Here is a 19,220-nt window from a genome sequence, read left to right as displayed (position 1 = left end):
AGACCTCAGATCATCCGGGCATGCCGACGCGACCCCGTCGCACGCCCACGATCTGTTTGTCCGACCGTGGCCACCCGTCGATCACCGCGTTGCGGCACAGTATGCACCGTTACGTCCTCGCGCGGGTTCGCGGGTATTGCGACAAGCACGCGAGTCCGCCGCCACATCCGCGGATCGGCGATCGAGCAGGGGCCCGGTCACCGGCGTGGGGTTCCGGTGACCGGGCTTTGGCGGGCCCGCGGACGGCCTTACGCGACGGTTCCGGCCTTTGTTGGCTTGGTGAGGTCGTAGAGCGTCTGACCGCCGATGGTGACGGCGGCGAAGTTCTGCTGCACCCACGACGAGATCTCGCTGTCGGAGCCACCGCCGCCACCACGCAGGCCGCCGCCGCCGAAGCCACCGCCGCCCAGGAAGTAGTGGATCTTCTTGTCGGCGACGTCCTGCCTGAACCCGGCGAGGGTGATCGCCGGATCTCCGCCGGAGAAGCCGCCGATGGCCATGACCGGCTTGCCACCTGTCGCGAGCTCCAGGGTGGCCGCGGACTGGGAGTTGGCCACCGCGGCGGCCCAACGGAACCCCTTGGCCCCTTCGGTGAGCAGGGTGGTGACCGCGGCGTTCGACGAGCCACCCCCCGGCCCGCCGAACCCGCCGCCGAAGGGCCGGCCATTCAGGCGTGCGCCACCACCGGGAAGGCCGCCACCCCGATTGGAGCCACCCTGGTTCGGGCCGCCGCCCGGAAGACCGCCCCCGCCGGGAACCGACCCGCCGAGGCGACCCGGGAAGCCGCCCTGCCCGAAGCCCTGCCCGCCGACCCGGTTCTCGTTACGGCCGGTGGCACCGGCCGTAACGCCCGCTCGGCCGGCGGCCACGAACGGCGCTCCGCCCCCGCCGCGGTTACCGGGCCCGGCCAGCGGGGTCGCGCCGTTGTGCGCCGTCCCGGCGGTGTCCAGGGCGTACGCCGTCGGTCCCGCGAGCAGGCCGACGCCCGCAAGCGCCGCGATCCCGACCGTGGCGGCCGAGGTTCGCGCCCGGCTGGCGAAGACGTCCAGCACCGGCGAGCCACGCCGCACGGCGGTTCGCCCCTGACCGTCGGACGCGTCCGACGGTGTCGGCGAGCCACCAGCCGGGCCCGGTTCCGGCGCCGGCACGCCCACGACCTCGGCGGCCGGCCGGCCGGCGAGGAACAGCGTGAGCACCGCCGCGAGCACTCCGGCGACCAGCACCGGCACGCGCAGCCAGCCCTGCCAGTCGATCCGGCCGAGCAGTCGGTAGGCCCACCAGCCACTCACCCCGAAGCTGGCCGCGAGGAACAGCCGGGAGATCAGGTCCTCCCGGCCACGCCACAGGACGAGGGCGCCGATCGCGACCGTCGCGCCGACCGACGGCGCGAGCGCGATCGAGTAGTACTCGTGGATCGTGCCCTTCATGTAGCTGAAAACCAGCCCGGAGCCGACCAGCCAGCCGCCCCAGAGCACCAGCCCGGCCCGGGCCAGGTCGGTCCTGGCCGCGCGGCGGGTCGCCCACAGGCCACCGAGCAGCAGGATCAGCGCGGCCGGCAGCAGCCAGGAGATCTGGGCGCCGAAGTTCTGCGAGAACATCCGGCCGATTCCAGCCGAGCCGCCGAACCCGCCTCCGCCGCGGCCCGGGACGCGGTTGCCGCCGGGGAACGCCGGTAGGTCTCCCGCCGCGTGGCCGGTCAGCGCGTCGCGCAACGCGCTGGCCGCGGCACCGCCCCGGGGGGCGCCACCGCGGTTCCCGTCGCCGCCGAAGATCCGGCCGAACCCGTTGTAGCCGAAGGCGAGGCCCAGCTCGCTGTCGTTCCGCGACCCGCCGACGAACGGCCGCGACCCGGAAGGCCACAGCTCGACGGCGGCCACCCACCAGCCGGCGCCGGCCACCACGCCGGCCCCGCCCACCAGCACGTGCCCGACCCGGCGCAGGAACGCCGGCGGCGCCGCGACCAGGTACACGAGCGCGAACGCCGGCACCACCAGGAATGCCTGCAGCATCTTGGTCAGGAAGCCGAACCCGACCGCGACACCCGCGAGCAGGATCCACCGCCACGAGCCGCGCTCGACGGCCCGGGTGACGCAGTAACCACCGACCACCATGGTCAGGACGAGCAACGCGTCCGGGTTGTTGAACCGGAACATCAGCGCCGCGACGGGGGTCAGGGCGCACAGCAGCCCGGCGAGCAGGCCGGCGCCCGGGCCGGCCACCCGCCGGACCGCCGCGAAGAGCACCCCGACGCTCGCGACCCCGCACAGCGCGTCCGGCACGAGCATGCTCCAGCTGGAGAAGCCGAAGATCCGCCCGGACAGCGCCATCAGCCACAGCGAGGCCGGTGGCTTGTCGACGGTGATGTAGTTCGACGCGTCCAGCGAGCCGAAGAACATGGCCTTCCAGCTCAGCGTTCCGGCCTGCACGGCTGCGGCGTAGAACGTGTTGCCGTAGCCGGACGCGCCCAGGTCCCACAGGTAGAGGACGGCCGTCCCGGCGAGCAGCACGCCCAGCGCCGGCTGGACCCAGCGCGGATCGCCCGGCCGCCCGCACACGAGCCGGCTGGGCCAGCTCCGCCAGCCGATGTTCCCCGCGCCGGCCGGCAGCGCCGTCGGGGCGCCGGCCGCGGGGGACGGCTCGTCGGGCGCGGGCGCGCCGGAAGCGGTGGGCAAAGGCTCCGTGTCGGCTGACTCCACCGCGAGCGGGTCGGCCGTGAGCACGTCGACGGACGGTCCGGGAGCGCCTGGTGGGGCTTGGTCCTGCGCAGCCGCCGTCGGGCTGGCCCAGGCCTCCCGCCTGGGTGGCCGCGCCGCCGCGTCGACGGCCTGGCCGTCGCCACCGGGCTGCGCCGGGATCGACGGGACGACGGGGGCCACCGGGTCGGCGTCCGCCGGGTCGGGGCGGTCACCGCTGTCGGCGGCAGGGACGGTCGTCATGGGCCGATCTCCAGTGATCGAAGGCGAAGAGGCGGGGGTGGCGCCGTCGATGGCGCCGGGTGTCCGGCCAGGCAACGGTGCTCGGCCGAGCTCGGCGCGCAGCACCCGCACGGGCAGCCGGCGCGTCAGGAGGCCCCTGGCCACCCGGGCGATCCCGCGCAGGTCGGCGAGGGCGGTGGGGACGATGGCCACTCGGCTGTCCGGGTCGTCCACCCAGTCGACCGGGACCTCGTGGATACGGAGCCCGGATCGCTCGGCCAGGACGAGCAGTTCGGTGTCGAAGAACCAGGCGGTGTCCTCGACATACGGGAGCAGCCGGTGTACGACGTCGGCCCGGGCAGCCTTGAACCCACACTGGGCGTCCGAGAAGCGCGTCCGCAGGGTGGCCCGCAGCAGCAGGTTGTAGCACCGGGAGATCGCCTCCCGCTTGGGCCCGCGCACCACCCGGGCCCCGGGCGCGAGCCGGGACCCGATGGCGACGTCCGAGTGCCCGGAGATCAGCGGCGCTACCAGCGGCAGCAGCGCGCCCAGGCCGGTGGACAGGTCGACGTCCATGTACGCGACGACGGCCGCGCGGCTGGCCGACCAGGCCGCCCGCAGCGCGCGGCCGCGGCCCTTCGCCGGCAGCCAGGTGGCGCGGACCCCGGGCAGCCCCGCGGCGAGCTCCTCGGCGAGCGCCCAGGTCCCGTCCGTGCTGGCGTTGTCGGCGATCGTGATCTGAAAGCTGAAGGGGAAGCCGTCGAGAAGGAACGCGTGCAACCGCCGCACGCTCGGGCCGACGTCGGCCTCCTCGTTGTGGACCGGGATGACGATCTCCACCGCTGGTCCGTCGCCCGGCCGCGCGGCCGCCGGCTGGGGCTCGACCGGCTCTGGTCCGGTGGGCCGGGCCGGGATCGGCTCCGGTGGGCCGGGCGCCCGTGCCGGTGCCGACGATGCCGCCGAGGGGAGAGCGACGGACGTCGGCACCGGCGTCCCAGGGACGACCGACAGGGACCAGGCCGGCACTGGGATGGGAGCGACGCCCGGGGTGCCTGACATGCGTGGTGCCACCCCCGGCCGCCGTTCCCATCCCACGCTCAACAGCTTGGCCGCGCCGGTTAGGACAAGCCTTGCGGCAAGCTTGGAATCTCCTGAACTCCAGCTATCACAGAGCGTCCATCAATGGCATAGCCGGGCTTTCCCGGCTACGACACCGGTGTAAAAGGAAATCCCAGGGCGAGCCGGCGGGAGCCAAACAGCCGGAGCAGATCTGGACCGTCCGCCCGGTCTGGCTCAATCCGCTCCCGCACTGGTGGCATCGCCCACGATCACGGCCCGGCCGGAATCGGACGCGTACGTGCGACCGGAGTTCACAAAAGGGGACCCTGCCGGCACGCCGGACGGCTCGTGAATTCGGCCGGAGGTGACCGCCAGTGGCGCTCCGCTGCCGCCCCAGGTCGCCTGGATGATCTCGGCGGCGATCGCGACAGCGGTCTCCTCCGGGGTGCGCCCGCCGAGGTCAAGGCCGATCGGCGAGCGCAGCCGCGCGAGCTCGGCCTCGGTGAGACCGTCCGCGCGCAGGCGCTCCAGCCGTTCGGCGTGGGTGCGCCGCGAGCCCATCGCGCCGACGTAACCGGCCGGCGATCGCAGCGCCACCCGCAGCAGCGGGACGTCCAACTTCGGGTCGTGGGTCAGCACGCAGATCACCGTGCGCGCGTCGACCGTGACCCGCTCCAGATAGCGGGACGGCCATTCGCAGATCACCTCATGCGCGTCCGGGAACCGCCGGGCGGTCGCGAAGACCGGCCGGGCGTCGCAGACCGTCACCCGGTAGCCCAGGAACCGTCCCATCGAGACGACGGCCGCGGCGTAGTCGATGGCGCCGAAGACGAGCATCCGCGGCGGCGGCGCGAACGCCTGCACGAAGACGGTGACCGCGTCGGGCGGCAGCCCGGCCTCACCCAACAGGCCGTCGGCCGCCCGGCCCGACCAGGCTTCGTTCCAGCGCTGCCCGCCTGGGGCGCCGTCACCCGCACCGTCGCTCCCGGGCGCGTCCCGGCTGGCCGCGTCGACCGGAGACCGCTCGCCGCAGGCACCGTAATGGCGGGCGCCCGTGCGGCCGGCCGCGAGCATGCCCCTGGCGTCGTCGACGACGGCGTGGTCGAGGCCAGGTGAGCCCAGCGTGCCGACGACGCGGTCAGGCCAGACGGCGAGCTGCCGGCCGAGATCGCCCGGCCCACTCGCCACCCCGGCATCGCCCCGGCCGGGGCCGGCCTCGTTTCGGCCCGAGCTGGCGGCGGCCCGGTCCGGCCCCGCGTCCGGCGCCGGGCCTGACAGGACGGTGACGAGGGCGACCGGAACGCCGGCCGCGACCGAGTCCAGCGTCTCGAACATCGGCTCGCCCGCGGGTGCGACGAGGATGTCGATGATCCCGCCACAGGTGAGGCCTACCGCCAACGCGTCATCGTCCGAGATCCCGTAGGTCGTCAGCACCGGTGCCCCCGTCGCGAGCACCTCGGTCGCGACGTCGTAGACGGCGCCCTCGACACACCCGCCGGAGACGCTGCCCAGCGCCTCGCCACTCGCATCGACGGCCATCACCGCGCCCGGCTGCCGCGGCGCGCTCCCGCGTACTCCGACGACGGTCGCGACGGCGAACGGAGTACCGGAGCGCCGCCACCCGCGCAGTTGCTCGGTCAGCTCACGCATCGCGTGCCACCCCTTGTCGGTCGCCGCCACCGGCCCACGCACCAGGCGGCCGGCCGCACCACCACCGGTCCGTAGGTCCAGATTCGCGCGCCGAGCCGCCAGGTGCATCGTCTTGGCGGTCACGAGCACGCAAGCCGGACGCGCGCCGGCGTTCTGGGCGGCCCGCCATGGCCTCGCGAGACCCACTCAAGGATAGAAACGAGGCGTGAAGGTCGCTGGGCTGCTGCTGGCGGCGGGGGCCGGCCGGCGCCTCGGCACGCCGAAGGCACTGGTCGGCTGGGACGGCGCCCCGCTCGTCGTGCGCGGGCTGCGGCTGCTCGACGCGGCCGGCTGCTCGCCGCTGCTGGTCACCGTCGGCGCCGCCGCCGACCAGGTGATCGCCGCTATCCCCACGGCCGGACCCCCTGGCGGCGTCGAGGTCGTCCGGGTCGAAGGCTGGGCCGAGGGCATGGGAGCCTCGCTGCGCGCAGGCCTCGCGGCGCTCACGGAAACCGCGGCCGAGGCCGTCGTGGTCGCGCTCGTGGACCAGCCGTTCGTCGAACCGGACCTGGTCAGACGCCTGATCGCCACCGCGGTCGGCGGCGCGCGCGCAGCGCCTGACGTGGCGACGGCCCCGGCGGCCGTCGTCGCCTGCTTCGGCGGCAGGCCGCGCAACCCGGTGCTGTTGCCGCGCGCGATCTGGCCGGACGTCGCCCGGCTGGCCCGGGGCGACGTCGGCGCCCGGGCCTGGTTGCGCGCCCACCCGGACCGTCTCACTGTCGTGCCGTGCGACGACCTGGGCACACCCGACGACGTCGACACCCCGGCCGACCTCGCCCGTCTCGCCGGGCCTCGGGCGGCGGGCGCCCCGCCAGCAGGCGGGCCGGACTGAACCCGCCCGCCTCGCCAAGGCGAGCCGGCCACGGGAGGGCGCCCGGCCTCATCGGCGGTTGTGCGCCGACGGGCCGGCAGGGCGCGCGGGTCAGGCGGTCAGGCCGGCGGCTCGTCGCCGGCCGGCGCGGGTGCGCTGCGGGTCGGGGCTGACCGCGTCGGGGAACCGGCGCAGGTATTCGCGTTCGAGTTCCAGCATCCGGCGGGTGTGCGTCTCGAAGGCATCTTCGCTGCCTTCGAGGAAGGTCGCGTGCCGGGTCCGATGCAGTTGACGCACCTCTCGGACGAGCGCGGCGTCGGACAGGTCGCGGCCGGGGATGCCGTCGGGACGGTGGCTCATGACGAGGCCTCTACCCAGCCCTCTGAGCCACGAACCGGATCCGGCGCTCACGCACAGGACAGTTTATGACACTCCAGGTGACCGTAGGCGACTGCCGTCAGAGTGGCTCCGGGGCGGGGATCGGGGGCATCGGGATGTCGGGGCCGGGCACCGGGCCGGGGTAGGGGTCGGGCACCGGGCTCGGCGGAACCGGGTCCGGCACCGGCACAGGCGGGATGGGATCGGGGTCCGGCACGGGCGGCTTCGGGTCGGGCGGTGGCATCGGCGGCACCGGGTCTCCCGGGCGTGGGCCGGGGCCGGGGCCGGGCGGCGGCAGCACGGCACGGTGCCCGGAGCGCGCCTGGCGTCGGGTGAGCATGGTGGAGCTCATATCGGCCTCCTTCATGGCACGTACCCAGCGTGCACCGATCCCGCCCGTCCGCAAACCTCGTTCGTGGAAACGGCCAGAACCGGCGAATACGGAAAAACCGGAGCGATCGCCACTTCACTGTCGACACGGCCTTCCGGCCGTCACGGTGACCCACGCGGCGTTGGCGGGCGCACGGCGCCCGTGGCGGGCGCGTAGGGCCTCCGTACCCGCGCGAAGAGGGCAGGGACGTGCTCGGCTAGGATCGGTCGGACAAGTCGACCTCCAGGCGACGATGCCGGCCGACGATGGGCAATCCAGCACAGCCAACCCAGTGCGGATGGTGGGCCGGCCTTGGGCCGAGCTTGGGCCAACCGACGGGGTTGGAGGGCAACAGCGGCCCGGAGCGGCTGGCCGGCCGGTAGCGGGCGGCGGTCGCGACGGACTGGTACACGTTCGATCACCGGTGGCTCGTGCGCGAGGCCCGGCGACACAGACGACGGAGGGCGCGGTGGCTGAGCCGATCCTCGCGATCGACTACGGCACCTTCCGGGCGTCCGCGGCGTACGTGGCCGACGGCCAGGTGGAGCTCGTCCGCGAGACCGCCAGTGGCGCGGTGTCCTGGCCGTCGTCGGTGTTCGCGGACAGTGACACTCTGATCGTCGGGACGCTGGCGGAGCGCCGCAAGCGGATCTGGCCGGCCGCCTACCGCGGCGAGATCAAGCGGGATCTGCGCCGCGAGTCGCCGGTCACGCTCGACGGGCGGACCTACCCGCCGGCCCGGCTGGTCACGGCCACGATGGCCGCCCTCAAGGCAGAGGCCGAGGCGCAGTTCGGCGGCTCCCTGCCGCGCGCCGTCGTCACGATCCCCGCGGTCTACGACCCGTCCGGCCCGCTACGGCGCCTCATGATCAACGCGGCCGAGGCGGCCGGTTTCGTCGACGTCGACCTGCTCGCCGAGCCGGTCGCCGCGGCCTGGGCGCCGCTGGGCGCGCACCGCCCCCGCCCCGGCGACCTGGTGCTCGTCTACGACTTCGGCGGCGGCACCTTCGACGCCGCCCTGATCGCCGTCGGCTCCGCCGGCCGGCACGAGGTGATCGGCCACTCGTCCCTGCACGACTGCGGCGGTCGCGACCTCGACCAGCTACTTTTCGACGAGATCCTCAGCCAGCACGGCCGCAGCCTCGAGCCGCTGCTCAACCCGACCGGCACCGGCGAGGTGTTCCAGACCGCCGCCCGCCGGACTCGGCTCGAGCTGGCCGACTTCGCCCGGACGCTCAAGCACCAGCTCACCGACGTCCCGCTGGTCGAGGACGTGTTCGGCCCGGCCGGGCTGCTCGTCGGCATCGACCGGGAGCGGTTCGTCCAGCTCGCCTCGCCGACACTGGCCCGCACGATGGCCTGCTGCCAGCACCTGCTCGATGCCGCAGACGTTCCCGCGGAGAAGCTCGGCGGGGTGCTGCTGGTCGGCGGCGGCTCGCGGATGCCGGTCATCCAGGACATCCTGGCCGGCAAGCTGGGCGTGGCGACCGACTGGCCCGGCCAGCAGCTGTTCGTCCCGCCAGAGCCGGAGCTCGCCGTCGTCCGCGGCGCCGCGGCCTGGGCCGCGTCCGTCTCGACGCGGCGCACGGTCGCCGCCCGGCCGAGCCCCGTCGTGCAGCCGGCCCGTTGGGAGATCCCCGGCGGCACGGCGACGATGGTCCGGTGGCTCACCGAACCGGGCGCCCGGTTCGAAGCCGGCTCGGTGCTCGCCCGGGTCCGCCTGTCCGACGGCTCACTGTTCGACCTGGCCGCCGAGGCCCCCGGCAGCCTGCTGCACACGCACGCGAAGCCGGGCGCGGCGATCACCGAGCACGACTGGATCGCCACCACGCTGCCGACGTCCCCGGTACCGCTCGGCCAGCGGGCCGGCAACGGCACGCCCACCGGAAACTCCGCCGACCTGCGCGGCGGCGGCATGGAGCGGTCGGCCCGGCCGGCGCACCTCGTCGACGTCTCGCTGCGCGCGACCCTGACCGGCCACGACCGCGACGTCACCAGCTGCGCTTTCTCCCCCGACGGCCGGCTCCTGGCCACCACCAGCAAGGACGGCATCCAGCTCTGGGACGTCGCCACCGGCCGGGTCGAGGGCGAGCTGTCCGGCCCCGGACGCAAGGGCTCCGTGCCGAACAGCTGCACCTTCTCGCCGGACGGCAAGCTGCTCGCCATCACCGGCAGTGACAAGTCGACCCGGCTGTTCGACATGGCGACCCGGGCGGAGACGACGGTCTTCTCCGGACACAAGGGCCCCGTCTACGGCGTCGCGTTCTCGCCCGACGGCACGCTGATCGCGACGACCAGCACCGACCGGACGGTCAAGCTGTGGGGCGTCTCCACCGGTAAGCAGATCGCCACCCTCTCCGGCGAGCACCGGGGCTCGGTCTACGGCTGCGCCTTCTCCCCGGACGGGCGGCTGCTGGTCTCGGCCGGCGCCGACTCGATCCTGCTGTGGGACGTGGCGATCGGCGAAAGCATCATGAAGGTCCCGGGGCACACGAACTTCGCGAATGGCTGTGCCTTCTCGCCGGACGGGCTGCTGCTCGCGACGACCGCCAACGACGGCACCCGGGTGACCGACGTCCCGACCGGCACGACGACGATGACGCTCGGCGGGTCGGCGCAGAGCTGCGCGTTCTCCCCCGACGGCCAGTTGCTGGCGACGGCGAGCACCGACGACGTCGCCAGGCTCTGGGACGTCTCCACCGGCGTCGAGGTCGCGACTCTCTCCGGCCACAGCAGCACGGTCATGAGCTGCGCGTTCGCCCCCTACGGCCTGCTCCTGGCCACCACCAGCACCGACACCACCGCCCGCCTCTGGGAGATCATTTACACCCGTTAGTCCCGGCGCGCGGCTGGAACCGGCCGCGGAGCGCCCTTCAGCCGCGCCGCCTTCGGGCGCTGAGCGCCCTCCCAGCCCTTGTCCGGGTGGACGCGGACGACGGGGGCGCACGCCCGCCGATGTCGACATCTCTGGTCCCGTCCCTGCGCCCGTACCGGGTGTCGGGACCGTTTGACCGGTAACGGGGAGCTGTCTGATCGTTGACGGGGCGATGCCCGTGCTCTGACGCGCAGATGGCCGGAGCGTGGCCTGTCGGGGGGTCCCGGGGAGCGCGGCCGGGCCGTGAGACGTCGCACGTTGGCCTGGTCTCTGCTGTCGGCGCCGGTCAGAATGGGCGGGCCCGGCCTGCTCGACCGTTCCAGCCACCCGGTGAGGAGCACGCGTGCACAAGGTCCTGGTCGCCAACCGGAGTGAGATCGCGGTCCGGGTCTTCCGTGCCGCCCACGAACTCGGACTGCGCACCGTCGCGGTCTACACCCCCGAGGACGTCTCCTCCCTGCACCGGACCAAGGGCAGCGAGGCCTACGAGCTAGGCGGGCCCGGCCACCCGGTGCGGGGCTACCTGGACATCGACGAGCTGCTGCGGGTCGCGAAGCACGCCGAGGTGGACGCGCTGCACCCCGGGTACGGCTTCCTGTCCGAGTCCGCGGCGCTGGCCGAGGCGTGCGGCGCCGCCGGGATCACGTTCGTCGGCCCACCGCCCGCGGTGCTGCGGCTGACCGGCGACAAGGTCGCCGCCCGCAACGCGGCAATCGCGGCCGGGCTGCCGGTGCTGCGGGCGTCGGCGCCGCTGCCGAACGGCGACGGCGCGGTCGCGGCCGCCGAGGAGGTCGGCTTCCCGCTGTTCGTGAAGGCGTCGGCCGGTGGTGGCGGGCGCGGGCTGCGCCGGGTCGCGCGGGCCGCGGACCTGCCGGACGCGGTCGGGTCGGCGGTCCGCGAGGCGGCGGCGGCCTTCGGCGACGGGACGGTGTTCCTGGAGCAGGCGGTCGACCGGCCGCGCCACATCGAGGTCCAGGTGCTCGGCGACAGCGCGGGCGCGGTGGTCCACCTGTTCGAGCGGGACTGCTCGGTGCAGCGGCGCCATCAGAAGGTTGTCGAGATCGCGCCGGCGCCGAGCCTGGACCCGGCGGTCCGGGACGGGCTGTGCGACGCCGCGGTCCGGTTCGCCAAGCATGTCGGGTACGTGAACGCGGGAACGGTCGAGTTCCTGGTCGGCGCGGACGGCCAGTACACGTTCATGGAGATGAACCCGCGCATCCAGGTGGAGCACACGGTGACCGAGGAGGTCACCGGCGTCGACCTCGTCGGCGCCCAGCTGCGGATCGCGGCCGGCGAGACCCTGGCCGACCTCAACCTGAGCCAGGACGCGATCACGCTGCGCGGCGTGGCGATCCAGTGCCGGGTGACGACCGAGGACCCCGCCCAGGACTTCCGGCCCGACACCGGGACGATCTCGTACTACCAGTCGCCCGGTGGCCCCGGGGTCCGGCTCGACGGAGCGACCTACGCAGGCGCCGAGGTCAGCCCGTACTTCGACTCGCTGCTGGTCAAGCTCACCTGCCGGGGCGTCTCGCTGGAGAAGGCGTCCCGGCGGGCCCGCCGGGCGCTGCGCGAGTTCCGGATCCGGGGCGTACGAACCAATATCGAGTTCCTGTCCCGCCTGCTGGCCGACGAGTCGTTCCTCGCCGGGGGTGTGACCACGTCGTTCATCGACGAGCGGCCGTGGCTGCTGGCCGGTGACGGCGGTGCCGACAAGACCAGCCGGATGCTGGCCCGCCTGGCGCACGCGACGGTCAACGGCTACAAGCGGCCGGCGGCGGCGTTCACCGACCCGCGCAAGCTGCTGCCCCCGCTCGCGACGGCGGACGCGCCGGCCACCGGGTCGCGTCAGCTGCTCGTCGAGGCCGGCCCGACCGAGTGGGCCCGGCGGCTGCGTGCCCAGGAGCGGCTCGCCGTCACCGACACGACGCTGCGTGACGCGCACCAGTCGCTGCTGGCGACCCGGCTGCGCAGCTTCGACATCCTCGCCGCGGCGCCGTCGTTCGCCCGGCTCACGCCGAACCTGCTCAGCCTGGAGTGCTGGGGCGGCGCCACCTACGACGTGGCGCTGCGGTTCCTGTCCGAGGACCCGTGGGAGCGGCTCGCCGCGCTGCGCGAGGCGGCACCGAACATCTGCCTGCAGATGCTGCTGCGGGGCAAGAACGCCGTCGGCTACACGCCGTACCCGGACGAGGTCGTGCGGGCCTTCGTCTCCGAGGCGGCCGCGACGGGCATCGACCTGTTCCGGATCTTCGACGCGCTCAACGACATGGAGCAGATGCGCCCGGCGATCGAGGCCGTCGTGAACACGACGGGCGCGCTCGCCGAGGGAACCCTCTGCTACACCGGCGACCTGACCGACCCCGCCGAACAGATCTACACCCTGGACTACTACCTGCGGTTGGCTGACCAGCTCGTCGAGGCAGGCTCCCACCTGCTCGCGATCAAGGACATGGCTGGGCTGCTGCGCCCCGCGGCCGCGACAAGGCTGGTGACGGCGCTGCGCGAGCGGTTCGACGTCCCCGTCCACCTGCACACCCACGACACCGCCGGCGGCCAGCTCGCGACCCTGCTCGCCGCGGTGAACGCCGGCGTCGACGCGGTCGACACGGCGGCGGCGGCAATGTCGGGCGGGACCAGCCAGCCGAACATGTCCGCCCTCGTCGCGGCCACCGACCACACCGACCGTGCCACGGGCATCTCGCTGGCCGCACTGTCGTCGCTGGAGGCGTACTGGGAGGCGGTCCGCGACCTCTACGCCCCGTTCGAGGCCGGGCTGCGGGCGCCGACGGGCGCCGTCTACCGGCACGAGATCCCCGGCGGCCAGCTGACCAACCTGCGCCAGCAGGCGATCTCACTCGGCCTGGGCGACCGCTGGGCGGACGTCACCGAGTGCTACGCGATCGCCAACGAGCTGCTCGGCAAGCCGATCAAGGTCACCCCGACCAGCAAGGTCGTCGGCGACCTGGCCCTCTTCATCGCCTCGGGCAACATCGACCCCGAGGTGCTGCGGGCCGAGCCGGAGAAGTTCGACCTGCCGGCGAGCGTGCTCGGCTACCTGGCTGGTGAGCTCGGTACCCCACCGGCCGGCTTCGCCGAGCCGTTCCGCGAGCGTGCGCTGGCCGGGCGCCGCCCGGCGCCGCCGAAGGCCGAGCTGGAGCCCGACGACCGGGCGGCGCTGGCCGGCAACGGACGCCGGGCCGCCCTGTCCCGACTGCTCTTCCCCGGCCCGTGGCGGGACTACGAGAAGGCCGTCGAGCTGTACGGCGACAGCTCGGTCATCCCGACCGAGGCGTTCCTCTACGGCCTGCGGCCCGGCGAGCCGGTCAGCGTCTTCCTGGAGCCGGGCGTCGAGATCATCGTCGAGCTGGAGACGATCGGCGACGCCGACCGCTCCGGAGTCCGAACCCTGTACCTGCGGGTGAACGGGCAGCCCCGGCCGATCCGGGTCCGGGACGAATCGATCACCTCGGTCTCGCCGGTCGCTCGGCGAGCCGACCCGGGCGACCCCACCCAGATCGGCGCCTCACTGCCAGGCATCGTCACCTTCTCCGTCAAGGTCGGTGACTCCGTCGACAAGGGCACCAAGCTCGCTGTCGTCGAGGCCATGAAGATGGAAGCGGCCGTCACCAGCCCGGTCGCCGGCACGATCGCCGAACTCGCCCACGAATCCGGCGACTCCGTCGAGGTAGGCGACCTCCTCGCCATCATCAGGCCCTGAGCGCGCCGGGGATGCCTCCACAGAGTGATGGAGCGTTGCGTTCAAAGCCATCGGATTCAGATCGTGCTTGAGGACGACCAGTACGGTCGGCTTCGTGCGGAGTCTCAGCGCAGTGGGCCGACATCGCGGAACTGATACTCCTGGCTATCCGCCGCGCCTACAGCACCGCCAGGCCCGGCCAGGTTCTGAACGATCTCGAAGCGAGCTTCGGAAGCTGGGCCGGCCGCGCCCCGGACGGCGAAACGGACGCCGAGCAGCTACGGCCGGGCCTCCGCCACACCGCCTGACGAAGGCGCCGTACTAGCTGGCACGGCTGGGCGCTGGGGCTGTCATACCTGGTGGTGGCAGGTTCTGGCCTTCTCCCGACCATCGGGCATGAGTAGGCTCCCGCCGGCCCGGCATGGCCTCTCCTGAGCCCCGGCTCCGGATGCCGGTACCGTCCCGTCTATGGCGCGGCGGTTGGGCAGGACTTTGCGGTGCTCAAGGGGATCGTGACGGTTTTCGGGGCCTTGGTGTCGGCGTTGATGGTCAGGCAGCGACGGCCGCGGGGCGATGTTGCGATCTTGAAGCCGTAGCCGACGCCGGGGTTCCAGTACTCGTTCCGGGTGATCGACTCGCCGGGTGCCATTGGGATCCAGGCGCTGCGGGTGTTGATCTGGGTGCATGGGGTGTCCAGGCACAGGTAGACGATGACCCGCGCCTTCGAGTCGTTGACCAGGGCATACGTGTTGAAGTTGCCGTCGTCGCTGGGGTCGGTCGCGTGCGCGCCGGTGTTCGAGCTGCCGGTGAGCCCGAGCCCGAGCGCCATCACCCCTGCGAGCACGACCGCGCCGAACACCAGCAGCAGCCGATTTCCCTTCCGACCCATGTCCGCCATCATGCCCCGCGAACGGCGGCGGCCGGCGCGGGCGTGACGCTCCCGACCCGCGCCGGGGCCGACCAGGTCAGCAGCCCGGGACGCTGGCGTCATCGCGTCGTCCCGTCAGGGCCACGACGCGGGCCCGGTCAGGGCTGCCGCCATGCGGCCGGGTCAGGCCCCGGCTGGCGTCGCACGACCGTCTGCTCGTCTGCCCGGCCGGCGGGACCGCCGGCCGCGCCGCCAGCCGGACCAGACGCGGGGACCGGCGGCTCGGCCACGGCGGCGGGGCGGCGCAGCCCGCTCGGCGCACCGACCGGGACCGGCAGCTCCGCCGCGGCCGGCTCGGCCCGCGCCTGCTGCTCGGAGCGCGGCCGCGGCGCGGCGAACGCCATCGGGCTCCGCATCCCGCGCGCGGCCAGCGGGACAGCCGGATCCGGCCCGGCCGGTCCCCGTCCGACCGGGAACAGTGGGCGCGGGTCGAGCAGGACCCCCAGTCGACGGCCGAGCGGCGCGGCGTCGCGCAACGCGGCCCGCAGCTCGTCGACGCACTGCCAGGCGGCGCGCGCGTCGTCGTCACCGCCGCCCGACGGCGAGTACAGCGCCAGGTCGGCAAGTACCACGAACCGCTCCAGCGGCCGGACCGTCGCGGTCAGGGCCGGCCGCTCGGCGACCGCCCAGACGACCTCTCGTCTGGTCCAGGCCCGCGCCCGCGGCACGCCGCGTTCGCTGAGCCGGTCGCGTACCTCCCGCCAGGCGCCCTCGACCCGGCGCCGGCGCAGGCCCGCGTGCCGCGTAGCGCGGCGTGCCGCTGACCGTGCTGGTGAAGGCGGCGGTGTCCTGGAACGCCTTCGCGATTCCGAAGTCGGTGAGCTTGAGCCGGCCGTCCGCGGCGAACACGAACAGCACGTTCTCCGGCTTCACGTCCCGGTGCAGCAGGCCGCCGCCGTGGGCGAACTCCAGCGCGCTGGCCACCGCCAGGGCGGCCGCGCAGCCCCACTCCGGCGCGGACTGCCCGGCGTCGATCCGGGACCGCAGGCTGCCGCCGGACAGAAGCTCCATCACGATGAGCGCCATCTCGCCGGCTGGCACGAAGTCATACACCTTGACGACGTGCGGATGGTCCTGCTCGGCCAGCATGAGCGCCTCGTTCTCGGCGCGTTCTCCGCGCACCGAGATACCTGGCATCACCTTGACGGCGACGTCCCGTCGCAGCCGGTTCTTCGCGGCCAGGACCATGCCAAACGCGCCCTGGCCGACCTGGGCACCCAGCTCATAGCCCGGAAGCGCGGCCGCCACCAGAGCCCGATCGACGATCACGTCGACTACCGCTTCCTACGTCCTACGCGGTCACGACCGCGACAACGCCCCCGTGCGTCGCGGCGGTGATTGTCGCAGACCCGCGGCCCCCGGCCGAGCCGGACGCACCGCGTTCATACCATCACCGGTCGACCGATGGGCCTGACACCAGAAAACGAACCCGAATCCAACGCGTCATCCCCAGGCCCCGGAGGCTCCGAATGACGCTCCCATGGTGACGCCCGCGGTCGGGCACCATCTTCCCGATCGCGGGCCGGCGGTGGCCTCAATGAGGACGGACACCGCCGGGCCGCGTGAGCGAGATCAGGTGGCCCGAGGGGTGGCCGCGGTCGAGGAGGTCGTGGCGGTGGCTGCGGCGGTGAGGTCGTAAATAGTGACGCCGTCGACAGTGGCCGCCGTGAAGTTCTGCTGTACCCAGGCGGCGATCGCCGCCGCCGACTGGCTCCCGCCATTGCCGGATCCGGACAGCCCGCCGCCGATGAAGTAATGAATCTTGCCGGCGGCGACGTACTGCTGGAACTGGGCCAGCGTCGGGGACGGGTCGGTGCCGTTGAAGCCGCCGATCGCCATCACCGGCTCGCGGGAGGCCAGCTGGTAACCCGCGGCGTTCTCGGAACCGACCGTCGCGGCCGCCCAGCGGTAGGCGGAGGCGTTCTGCTTGAGCGTCGCGGTCAGGTTCGCGCCCGGCGTCGTCCCACCGAGCAGGCCGCCCATGCCGCCCGCGAAGCCGCCGAAGCCACCGGCGCCGCCCTGGCCCGTACCACCCTGGCCGGCCGTACCACCGCCGGGAAGCGTCGGCGCACCGCCCGCGGAGCCGAAGCCGGGGAAGCCGTTCGTGCCGCCCCCCGGGGTGAACCCGCGGCCCTGTCCGAAGCCGCGTCCCAGGCCCTGGCCGAAGCCACCCGGTCCGCCGGGACGGCTGGCTGCGACCGACGGTCCGGCGCTCGGGATGGCCCCCGAGTGCGCGGTGCCCGCCGTCGCGAGTGCGTAGCTGGCCGGGCCGAGCAGGCCCGCGACGAGCGCGATGCCGGCCACGCCGAGCCCGGCCCGGGCCGTCAGCCTGGGCAGCCCGATGAGCAGCACCGCCGCGGCGAACCCGACGACGAGCACCGTCGGGCGCAGCCAGGCATGCCAGCCGGACGTGCGGCCGAGCAGCCGGGCGCACCACCACGTCGTCCCCGCCGTCACTGCCGCCAGCGTCAACGAAGCCGCCGGGTGCGACCGGTGCTCCCACAGCGTCACGGCGCCCATCCCGACCAGCGCGCCGATCGCCGGGGCCAGCGCGATGGTGTAGTAAGGGTGGAAGATCCCCTGCATCTGGCTGAAGACGGCGCCGGTCACCACGAGCCAGCCGCCCCAGACCAGGAACGCGGCCCTGACGCGGTCGGTTCGGCCACGGCGGGCCGTCACCACCAGGCCCGCGATCAGCAGCGCGAGCGCCGCCGGCAGCAGCCAGGCGACCTGGCCGCCGATCTCGGAGTTGAACATCCGGGCCCAGCCGGTCTGGCCCCAGCCGCCGCCCTGCGACGGCGGGCCGAAGGTCCGCCCGCCGGCCGCCGCGCCCGCGCGGGCCCCGCCGCCGCCGACGCTGCCGGTCTCGTTGCCGGTCAGCCGGCCGAGGCCGTTGTAGCCGAAGGTCAGCTCCCACAGGCTGTTGTGCTGCGAGCCGCCGATGTACGGGCGGTCGGACGCCGGCACCAGCGCGACGACGGCGATGAACCAGCCGCCGGACACCACCAGCGCGAGCCCGGACGCCAGGACGTGACGAACTCGCCGCCACCAGGTGGTCGGCGCCGCGACCAGGTACGCCAGCGCGAGCACCGGCACGATCAGGAAGGCCTGCAGCATCTTGGTCAGGAAGCCGAAGCCGACCAGTACCCCGGCCAGCACCAGCCACCGGGCGCTGGCCCGTTCCACGGCGCGCAGCGTCGCGTACGCGGCGCCGACGAGCAGCAGCACCAGCAGTGCGTCCGGGTTGTTGAAGCGGAACATCAGGACCGCGACCGGTGTCGTCGCGAGCACCGCTCCGGCGATCAGCCCCGCCGCCGGGTTGAACGCCCGGCGCACCGTCGCGTAAAGCAGCCCTACCGAGGCGACCCCGCACAGCGCCTCCGGCACCAGGATCGACCACGAGCTCAGCCCGAAGATCCGGACCGAGAGGCTCATCACCCACATCGCCACCGGGGGCTTGTCGACGGTGATCGCGTTGCCGGCGTCCGAGGAGCCGTAGAACATCGCCTTCCAGCTCGCGGACCCGGCCTGCGCCGCCGCCGAGTAGAAGTCGTTCGCCCAGCCGGAGCGACCCAGCCCCCACAGGTAGAGCAGCGCCGTGGCCGCGAGCAGCAGCCACAGGCCGGGCCGGGCCCAGCGTGGATCGTCCTGGTGGCCCCAGACCAGTCGAGCCAGGAACCCGCGCTGTCCTGGGCCGCCGCCATCGGCCCCGTCCGCCGTGTCGTCCGTACCGGCCTGGTCGGGCCAGTAGCCGGCGTCGTCCTGGCGCTGGCCGCCCGCCGGCTCCAGCGGCCCGTCGGGCGCGAGCACGACGACACCCGCGCGCTGATCCGCGGCCGCGCCGGTCGCCAGACCGCCCACCGCGGCCCAGCTCCCACCCACGCCGTCCCGGCCGCCGGCCGCGCCCGTCGGTGCCGCCCAGGCGGACATGTCCGCCTGGGGCGCCTGGCCCCCGACCGCGTCGAGGCCGGTGGCGGCCGATGCCCCGGTGCTGGGCGTTTCCGCTGTGGCCGCCAGATCACCGACGGCGGCCGGCGCCGCCTCGTCCGGGTCGGTGCGCTGGTCCGGCACGCTCCCGTCGACGGCCTGTGACGCCGGCTCGTGCGTAGTCATGTCATCAAGGTTCACGTAGCCGGCTGTGGTTTTCCTGAACGGCTCCCTAAACCGACGCGGGGGCGCGACCCGTCAGACCGGAGCCTCGGGGCCGCGCCGGCGCCACAGGTCGCGCAGGACGTCGGGCGCGAGGTCTGCCTTGTGCAGGTAGTCCATGCCGCTCTCGGCGACGGTCGCGGGCAGGTCCGTCTGGCCGTAGGTCGAACAGAGAACGACGGCGGTGCTCGGTGCCGCGGCGCGGATCTGGCTGCCGGCGACAACGCCGTCGATGCCGCGCAGGTTCACGTCCATCAGCACGAGATCGGGGCGCAGCGTCTCGGCCGCCTCGACGCCGGCCTCACCCGATTCCGCCTCGCCGGCCAGGGCGGGGCCGCCGGGACCG

The 19,220-nt window shown here is 73.9% G+C and carries 11 protein-coding genes and 1 pseudogene; 3 read left to right on the top strand and 9 right to left on the bottom strand.

Annotated features, from left to right (window positions below):
* Positions 1-248: 248 nt before the first annotated feature.
* Positions 249-3,755 (bottom strand): glycosyltransferase family 39 protein, encoded by a 3,507-nt coding sequence (locus FRADC12_RS15245; RefSeq protein WP_232303815.1) that lies wholly within the window; start codon positions 3,753-3,755, stop codon positions 249-251.
* A 453-nt stretch (positions 3,756-4,208) separates the two neighbouring features.
* Positions 4,209-5,624 carry an XdhC family protein gene (locus FRADC12_RS15240; RefSeq protein WP_045879643.1) on the bottom strand — a complete coding sequence of 472 codons (1,416 nt, stop codon included), beginning with the start codon at positions 5,622-5,624 and terminating at the stop codon, positions 4,209-4,211.
* 205 nt (positions 5,625-5,829) lie between these two features.
* On the opposite strand from FRADC12_RS15240, the gene FRADC12_RS15235 reads away from it, so the two are divergent.
* On the top strand, positions 5,830-6,495 hold the full coding sequence (locus tag FRADC12_RS15235) for a nucleotidyltransferase family protein (protein WP_045877149.1): 666 nt from the start codon (positions 5,830-5,832) through the stop codon (positions 6,493-6,495).
* A 90-nt stretch (positions 6,496-6,585) separates the two neighbouring features.
* Here FRADC12_RS15235 and FRADC12_RS15230 read toward each other — a convergent pair whose 3' ends face one another.
* Together FRADC12_RS15230 and FRADC12_RS15225 are read right to left on the bottom strand one after the other, a co-directional pair.
* Complete coding sequence (locus FRADC12_RS15230; protein WP_045877148.1) at positions 6,586-6,834, bottom strand: DUF6158 family protein; 249 nt, start codon at positions 6,832-6,834, stop codon at positions 6,586-6,588.
* Between the two features lie 97 nt (positions 6,835-6,931).
* Complete coding sequence (locus tag FRADC12_RS15225) at positions 6,932-7,204, bottom strand: hypothetical protein (protein WP_045877147.1); 273 nt, start codon at positions 7,202-7,204, stop codon at positions 6,932-6,934.
* 487 nt (positions 7,205-7,691) lie between these two features.
* Between FRADC12_RS15225 and FRADC12_RS15220 the strand changes: the two genes are divergently transcribed.
* On the top strand, positions 7,692-10,058 hold the full coding sequence (locus FRADC12_RS15220) for an Hsp70 family protein (RefSeq protein WP_045877146.1): 2,367 nt from the start codon (positions 7,692-7,694) through the stop codon (positions 10,056-10,058).
* 382 nt (positions 10,059-10,440) lie between these two features.
* Positions 10,441-13,818 carry a pyruvate carboxylase gene (locus tag FRADC12_RS15215; protein ID WP_045877145.1) on the top strand — a complete coding sequence of 1,126 codons (3,378 nt, stop codon included), beginning with the start codon at positions 10,441-10,443 and terminating at the stop codon, positions 13,816-13,818.
* 445 nt (positions 13,819-14,263) lie between these two features.
* Here the strand turns inward: FRADC12_RS15215 and FRADC12_RS15210 are convergent, their stop codons facing one another.
* From FRADC12_RS15210 to FRADC12_RS15190, 5 genes and pseudogenes are all read right to left on the bottom strand, one after another.
* Entirely contained in the window at positions 14,264-14,686 is a 423-nt protein-coding gene (locus FRADC12_RS15210; protein ID WP_045877144.1) for a hypothetical protein, read from the bottom strand.
* Between the two features lie 137 nt (positions 14,687-14,823).
* On the bottom strand, positions 14,824-15,393 hold the full coding sequence (locus FRADC12_RS31360) for a hypothetical protein (protein ID WP_198152913.1): 570 nt from the start codon (positions 15,391-15,393) through the stop codon (positions 14,824-14,826).
* An 82-nt stretch (positions 15,394-15,475) separates the two neighbouring features.
* Positions 15,476-15,973 (bottom strand): annotated as a pseudogene (locus tag FRADC12_RS15200) (protein kinase domain-containing protein); the annotation flags it as partial.
* A 324-nt stretch (positions 15,974-16,297) separates the two neighbouring features.
* Entirely contained in the window at positions 16,298-18,838 is a 2,541-nt protein-coding gene (locus tag FRADC12_RS15195; protein ID WP_045877141.1) for a glycosyltransferase family 39 protein, read from the bottom strand.
* A gap of 72 nt (positions 18,839-18,910) precedes the next feature.
* A complete protein-coding gene (locus FRADC12_RS15190) occupies positions 18,911-19,201 on the bottom strand; it encodes a response regulator (RefSeq protein ID WP_502685309.1) in 291 nt (96 codons plus the stop codon).
* Between the last annotated feature and the right edge of the window lie 19 nt (positions 19,202-19,220).

Source organism: Pseudofrankia sp. DC12, assembly GCF_000966285.1.
Lineage (GTDB): Bacteria > Actinomycetota > Actinomycetes > Frankiales > Frankiaceae > Pseudofrankia.
This window is presented reverse-complemented; position numbering and strand designations above follow the sequence as displayed.

Excerpts from the sequence above, each read along its gene's own strand:
- FRADC12_RS15230 (WP_045877148.1), bottom strand. The coding sequence starts at position 6,834 with ATGAGCCACCGTCCCGACGGCATCCCCGGCCGCGACCTGTCCGACGCC.
- FRADC12_RS15210 (WP_045877144.1), bottom strand. The coding sequence starts at position 14,686 with ATGGGTCGGAAGGGAAATCGGCTGCTGCTGGTGTTCGGCGCGGTCGTG.
- FRADC12_RS15240 (WP_045879643.1), bottom strand. The coding sequence starts at position 5,624 with ATGCGTGAGCTGACCGAGCAACTGCGCGGGTGGCGGCGCTCCGGTACT.
- FRADC12_RS15225 (WP_045877147.1), bottom strand. The coding sequence starts at position 7,204 with ATGAGCTCCACCATGCTCACCCGACGCCAGGCGCGCTCCGGGCACCGT.
- FRADC12_RS15195 (WP_045877141.1), bottom strand. The coding sequence starts at position 18,838 with ATGACTACGCACGAGCCGGCGTCACAGGCCGTCGACGGGAGCGTGCCG.